Below are 6,379 nucleotides of genomic sequence, written 5' to 3'. Positions count from 1 at the left end.
CCCCGGCGGGGCGGCGTAAGCCCCCGGAATGGCAGGCGCTGCCCGGCGTTGCCGCCGGGCGGGTCATTTGCCAACGTGCTGCGTTATACAGAGACCTTGACCGGGTAATGGAGATTGGCGCACTACACTGTCGGGCGAAGTGGTGCGTCGCTCCGGGGCAGGTCCGGGCGACCAGCCTGGGCAGCGTATGCCTGCCCTGACCACACGCACGCCCCTTCCACTTGCACGTCCGCAAGATATGTTTCACTAAGGCGCCAGGATCGGAACACGCCCCGGCTGCTGATCGGGCGCGCCTGCGACGAGGACACAGATGGCCGACGGAACCAATCAGCTCCCCAGCAAACCCACCGAGGAAATCTCGGTCAGGGATGTCTTCGGGATCGACAGCGACATGGTCGTGAAAGGCTTTGCCGAGCGCACCGACCGGGTGCCCGACGACGACCCCACATACAAGTTCGACCCAGACACCACGCTCGCGATCCTCGCCGGGTTCCAATATAACCGCCGGGTCATGATCCAAGGCTATCACGGCACCGGGAAATCGACGCATATCGAGCAGGTGGCCTCGCGGCTGAACTGGCCCTGCGTGCGCGTCAATCTCGACAGCCATATCAGCCGCATCGACCTGATCGGCAAAGACGCGATCAAGCTGGTCGATGGCAAGCAGGTCACGGTGTTCCAGGAGGGCATCCTGCCCTGGGCGCTGCGCAACCCCACCGCCATCGTGTTCGACGAATACGACGCCGGGCGCGCCGATGTGATGTTCGTGATCCAGCGGGTGCTGGAGGCCGACGGCAAGCTCACCCTGCTCGACCAGAACGAGATCATCCGCCCCCACCCCAGCTTCCGGCTGTTCGCCACCGCCAACACCATCGGGCTGGGCGACACCACCGGGCTTTATCACGGCACCCAGCAGATCAACCAGGGCCAGATGGACCGCTGGAGCCTGGTGGCCACGCTCAACTACCTCAGCCATGACGCCGAAACCGCGATCGTGCTGTCGAAGAATCCGCATTACAACAACGCCAAGGGCCGCCAGGAGATCAGCCAGATGGTCGCGGTGGCCGACATGACTCGCTCGGCCTTCATGAATGGCGATTTGTCCACGGTGATGAGCCCGCGCACGGTGATCGCCTGGGCCGAAAACGCGCGCATCTTCCGCGATGTGGGCTATGCGTTCCGGCTGACCTTCCTGAACAAATGCGACGAGTTGGAGCGCCAGACCGTGGCCGAGTTCTACCAGCGCTGCTTTGACCAGGAACTGCCGGAAAGCGCGGTGAGCATGAGCCTGGGGTAAAGCGGGCGGCGCTCGCCTCTCGCATTGATCGGCCTCGACCACTTCCAAACAGAGGGCATGCGCCCGGCCGAGGTGGGCGCGAATGCGCCCGCCTGGGGGGCGGGCGGGCGCATGCCCGGGCCGCAAGCGGCCCAGGCGGGGTGATTATCGCTTCCGGCGCCTTGTTGTTCGTCGCTGCCCAACAGCCATTCGGCAACTTTTCCAGTGTGTCGGCGTCCAATCGTTCAATGGGCTCCAGGCTGGAGCTGAGCCTCTGCTTGACCGAACCAAAAACGAAAAGTGTCTGACTGTTCTTCACTTGCGGCGTTTCGTTACGAGGCTGATGGCAGGGCTAGGCCTTTTTCCCTTCCAGTCGCGAGAATTTGGCTCCATATGAGGAATATGACCAAACCCAACGACAACCCCGCCGATCCGTTCAAGAAGGCGCTGGCCGAGACCACGCGCACCATGGCGCATGACCGCGAGCTGACGGTTTCCTATTCGGTCGATCCGCCGGGCATGTCCTCGGACGCGGTGCGCCTGCCGCAGGTCACCCGCCGGATGACCCGCGAGGAGGTTCTGCTGGCGCGCGGCACCGCCGACGCCTTCGCCCTGCGCCGCCGCCACCACGATGACCGGACCCACGCGCGCTACCTGCCGCAAGGCCAGATGGCGCGCGACCTCTACGAGGCGATGGAGACCGCCCGCTGCGAGGCGATGGGCGCGCGCGAGATGCCCGGCTCGGCCTCGAACATCGATGCGCGCATCGCGGTTGAGGCCGACAAGCGCGGCTATGCCCAGATCCGCGAGGCGGCCGACGCGCCGCTGCCCGCCGCCGCCTCCTACCTGATCCGCCACCTTGCCACCGGCCGCACGCTGCCCGAGGGCGCGCAGAACGTCATGGAGCTCTGGCGCGGCTTCATCGAGGAAAACGCCGGCGATACCCTCGGCGATCTGCGCGAGGTGCTGGGCGATCAGGCCGCCTTTGCCCGCTTTGCCCGCCGGATGATCGAGGATCTGGGCTATGGCGACCAGCTTGGCGACGACCCCGACAGCGAGGATCAGGGCGACGATGCCGAGGATGACGACAGCCCCGACGACGCCCCCGAAAACGCCGACAAGCAGGGCGGCGAAAGCGAGCCCAGCCAGGACGAGGACGACCAACAGGACGAGCAGACCCAGGACGCGTCCCAGGCCGACGTGACCTTTGACGAAAGCGCCGACGAGGAAATGTCGGAAGAGGCCGAACTGCCCGAGGGCGAGGCCCCGCTCGACCCGCCTCCGCCCGCGCCCCATTCCGAGGCCGATCCGGGCTATGCCGTCTTCCTGACCGATTTCGACGAGGAAATCGGCGCCGCCGACCTGGCCGAACCGGCCGAACTGGAACGCCTGCGCGCCTATCTCGACCAGCAGCTCGACCCGCTCAAAGGCGCGGTGTCGCGGCTGGCCAACAAGCTGCAGCGCCGGCTTCAGGCGCAGCAGAACCGCAGCTGGGAATTCGACCGCGAGGAAGGCATCCTCGATGCCGGGCGGCTGGCGCGCGTGGTCGCCAACCCGACCATGCCGCTTTCCTTCAAGATCGAGAAGGACACCGAATTCCGCGACACGGTGGTCACGCTGCTGATCGACAATTCCGGCTCCATGCGCGGGCGGCCGATCTCGATCGCGGCGATCTGCGCCGATGTGCTGGCGCGCACGCTGGAACGCTGCCAGGTCAAGGTCGAGATCCTGGGCTTCACCACCCGCGCCTGGAAAGGCGGCCAGAGCCGCGAGAAATGGCTGGCCGCGGGCCGCCCGCAACAGCCCGGGCGGCTGAACGACCTGCGCCACATCATCTACAAGCAGGCCGACGCGCCCTGGCGGCGGGTGCGCAACAACCTTGGCCTGATGATGAAAGAGGGGCTGCTGAAGGAAAACATCGACGGCGAGGCGCTGGAATGGGCGCATCGCCGGCTGATGGCCCGGCGCGAAGCGCGGCGCATCCTGATGGTGATCTCGGACGGCGCGCCGGTGGACGACTCTACGCTGTCGGTGAACCCCGCGAGTTACCTGGAAAAACACCTGCGCGACGTGATCGCCATGGTGGAGCGCCGCCGCGCGGTGGAACTGCTGGCCATCGGCATCGGCCATGACGTGACGCGCTACTACAACCGCGCGGTAACGATCACCGATGTCGAGCAACTGGCCGGCGCAATGACCGAACAACTCGCCGCGCTGTTCGACAACGACCCCAGGGCAAGGGCACGCTTCGTGGGGATCAGGCGGGCCGTGTGAGGGGGGCGACGGACGTAGGCTGTAGATACAGCACAGACTGACCAGAGCGGCGGCAATGCGCAGGGAGCGGGCTTTGCAAACTTGGGCCGTTTCCCGTGAGCGGCCATTCGCGTGGAGTGCGGAGAAGGTGTCAGAAGAGCCCGTTGCAGACTGCCAGCCAAGTCTCAGATGCTGCAGATGCAGCAGGCTGGTACCCGCCCTTTCCGATCAACTGATGTCGATTCTAACACGGCATTTCACCAGACGACGTCGATCACCCTCCCGTCGCTGTGCTGACACACACCAACGCCACCACTGGTCGTGAAGCCGCTTGAGTCCGCGTACTGGAGTTGGCAGGACAAGGACGAACCGCGTGAGCCCAGCAAGACAGCAACGAAATCTCCGGTCGAGCTAGAACCGACTATCGTTGTGGTGCCGAATGCGCTGGCGCCACCAGACCATGCAGTGCCGAAACCCGTACCAACGGTGGTCCTGGCCCCTCGCATGACTGACTTGCCCTCGAAAGCCTCGCCATCGATCACCGTCCTGAGCGTATCACTGTCCATGCCCTGCTCATAGGAGAACTCGACTGGTTCGCCCGATCCTCGCATCACGCCCTGCATCGTGCCCGAACACGCCATAACCAGGCTGACCGCGCCAATTAAGAAAATATTGCCTGCTACCTTCATGATTGCGTTCCCCCGCGATGCCGCAGCCATTCGTTGTATTTTTCGGAAATCAGTCGACAACAAACTGGGGCAAAGGGCAACCCCGGCAGAAGTCGCATCAACTCGCTCATGGCAGCCCTGCCCCCACACGGCTCTGTTGCCACTCAGGTCGGCCCAAGCTGCACATACAGCAAATGTCCGGAAGGTCCGCAATCTTACCAATTCGCGATCTGCGCCGCGAAGGTCAGCTTTCGCAGATCCGAGCCCGAGGGCTGTGGGTCCGCTCTGGGCTGCCCAGTCGGCTGCACCTGCAGCATCTGAAACTGGCACCTATGACCCCACCGGGCGCGATCCCTGCCGCTGGGGCCCGGTCATCCGAATTGTCAGAAGGCGGCAATGCTCAGCGGGCGTTCCCGCGCGTGGCGGTCGCGCAGCAGGAGGGCCGTCGCTGCCGGAAGGGCGGCGGTGCCGAGAAACATCGCCCCGGCCCCGAACGCATCCGCTGCGACGCCGGCGAGAGCCGGCCCCGCAATGCTGCCCGCCGCCGTGGCGAGAAGGGCCGTCGTGAAACCAAGCGACGGCAACGAAGGAAACAGGCGCTCCGACCAGAAGGCCAGGACCGCGCTTGTCATCATGACATGCAGGCCCTGCAGCCCGGCCGACAGGGTCAGCCCCGTCCAGCTGCCCGGCAAGGCAACGACCAGCGCGACCGAAACCGCCGCGGCCAGCATCACAAGCCGCAAAAGCCACAGCAGGCCGACGGCCCCCTTCACCCGCCCGGCGAAAAGCCCGGCCAGTCCAAAGAAACCATAGAATATGAAGATCAGGGCCGGCGTGGCCGCGAGGGGCACGCCCGGAACGCCGCCGCCGGCCTGCATGTGGTCGGCCGCAAAGGAAATGTAGATTGCCGAAGTCGTCCCGTAGACGAAGGCGATGGCAAACAGGGGCAGCGCCCCGACCTGCAGAACATTGTGCCACCGCCGCTCCGGGCTGGCTTCGGGGTCTTTCTCGACATCACGCAGGGCCGTCCAGTTGGCAATCAGCGCGGCGGCCGCGGCGATCGCGAAGAACGCCCAGCAGGCCCGCCAGGACAAGCCTGTCAGCACCATGGCAAGCGCCGCGAAGCCGGCTGCGGCGACACCAATACTGGTGCCGGTGCTGATCCGCGAAAGTGCCGTCGGCCGGTCCACGTCGCAGACCTTGCGGTGCACTGCGTCGTTGAACGGTGTCCAGGCGAAGCCGGCGCTCGATGCTGTCAGGAACACGCCGACAGCCAGCACCACCAGGTCAGGTGCGAGGGCGACAATCGTCATGCCGACCGTGGCGGCGAGCAGGCCAGACAGCACCGGCGCCGCCGGCCCCCGCCGCTTGAGCAGGACCTGCGCGACCAGAAGCCCGAGAAAGAATCCGAGGAAGCCGAGACTGGACACGAACCCGACCGCCGAGGTCGACATCGAGAATGCCGACCTGAACTCCGGCACGAAGAGGCCGAAACCGATGCGCCCGGGGCCGAAACCGATGGCGGTTGCGGCGAAACCGGCGGCGGAAAGGCTGTAGAAATAGGTGATGACATTCCTCCGCGTTTGCCCGGCGACCCATCGGCAAGGTTCCTGACTCCAGTGTGGGTTCGCTTGCCATTCCGGGCAATGGGGCGGCCAGCGAATTACCGGCTTCGCCCCCCTGTGCGGCGGGCCTTTGCGCCGCCCGTCAGGGCCAGGAGGCAAATGAGCCGGGCTCGTCGGGGCGCCGGACATCCTTGTTGGCCTTTCGGAACCGGCCCGGCGGCAGGCCCGCGCGCTGCCGGAAGAACCGGTTGAAATAGGCCGGGTCGGAAAACCCCAGCAGAACGGAGATCTCGTCGGTCTGCAGGGCGGTGTCCAGCAACAGGCGACGGGCCTCGGCCATCTGCCGGCTGTGGATCAGCTGTTTCGGCGTCATATCGAACGCCCTGAAGACCGCACGGTTGAGCCGGTCGCGCGTCACGCCGAGCGCGTCGGCAATCTCGGCCACGGTTGGCTGGTCGCGCAGCCGCAGGTCGATCTCGACCCGAAAGCGCTGGGCAAGGTTTCCGGTCGTGGCGCCCGCGCGTTCGGGGTCGTGCTCGCGCATCATGCGCCACAGGGTGATCGTGATCAGCCTGATATGCGAATCGATCTCCTCGCGCGCGCCGGGCTATTCCGGC

General features: G+C 65.7%; 5 protein-coding genes. 2 read left to right on the top strand and 3 right to left on the bottom strand.

Features of this window, described 5'->3' with window-relative positions; translation table 11 throughout:
- The first annotated feature begins 310 nt into the window (after positions 1 to 310).
- On the top strand, positions 311 to 1,297 hold the full coding sequence (gene cobS / locus DQ229_RS15910; protein ID WP_114967254.1) for a cobaltochelatase subunit CobS: 987 nt from the start codon (positions 311 to 313) through the stop codon (positions 1,295 to 1,297).
- A 381-nt stretch (positions 1,298 to 1,678) separates the two neighbouring features.
- Positions 1,679 to 3,550, top strand: a complete 1,872-nt coding sequence (gene cobT, locus DQ229_RS15905; RefSeq protein WP_114967253.1) for a cobaltochelatase subunit CobT — start codon at positions 1,679 to 1,681, stop codon at positions 3,548 to 3,550.
- Positions 3,551 to 3,786: 236 nt separating this feature from the next.
- On the opposite strand, the gene DQ229_RS15900 is transcribed toward cobT, so the two are convergent.
- From DQ229_RS15900 to DQ229_RS15890, 3 genes are all read right to left on the bottom strand, one after another.
- Complete coding sequence (locus tag DQ229_RS15900) at positions 3,787 to 4,218, bottom strand: hypothetical protein (RefSeq protein ID WP_155326543.1); 432 nt, start codon at positions 4,216 to 4,218, stop codon at positions 3,787 to 3,789.
- 362 nt (positions 4,219 to 4,580) lie between these two features.
- The gene (locus DQ229_RS15895; RefSeq protein WP_114967251.1) at positions 4,581 to 5,951 is read right to left on the bottom strand and encodes an MFS transporter; all 1,371 of its coding nucleotides are present in this window, start codon (positions 5,949 to 5,951) and stop codon (positions 4,581 to 4,583) included.
- Positions 5,905 to 6,306 (bottom strand): helix-turn-helix domain-containing protein, encoded by a 402-nt coding sequence (locus DQ229_RS15890; protein ID WP_238381161.1) that lies wholly within the window; start codon positions 6,304 to 6,306, stop codon positions 5,905 to 5,907. Before DQ229_RS15890 ends, DQ229_RS15895 begins: the two co-directional genes overlap by 47 nt.
- Positions 6,307 to 6,379 lie beyond the last annotated feature (73 nt).

It is taken from the genome of Alkalilacustris brevis (assembly GCF_003350345.1).
GTDB classification, from domain to species: Bacteria; Pseudomonadota; Alphaproteobacteria; order Rhodobacterales; family Rhodobacteraceae; genus Alkalilacustris; species Alkalilacustris brevis.
The sequence above is the reverse complement of the archived record's forward strand: the minus strand, read 5'-3'. Positions and strand labels throughout refer to the sequence as shown.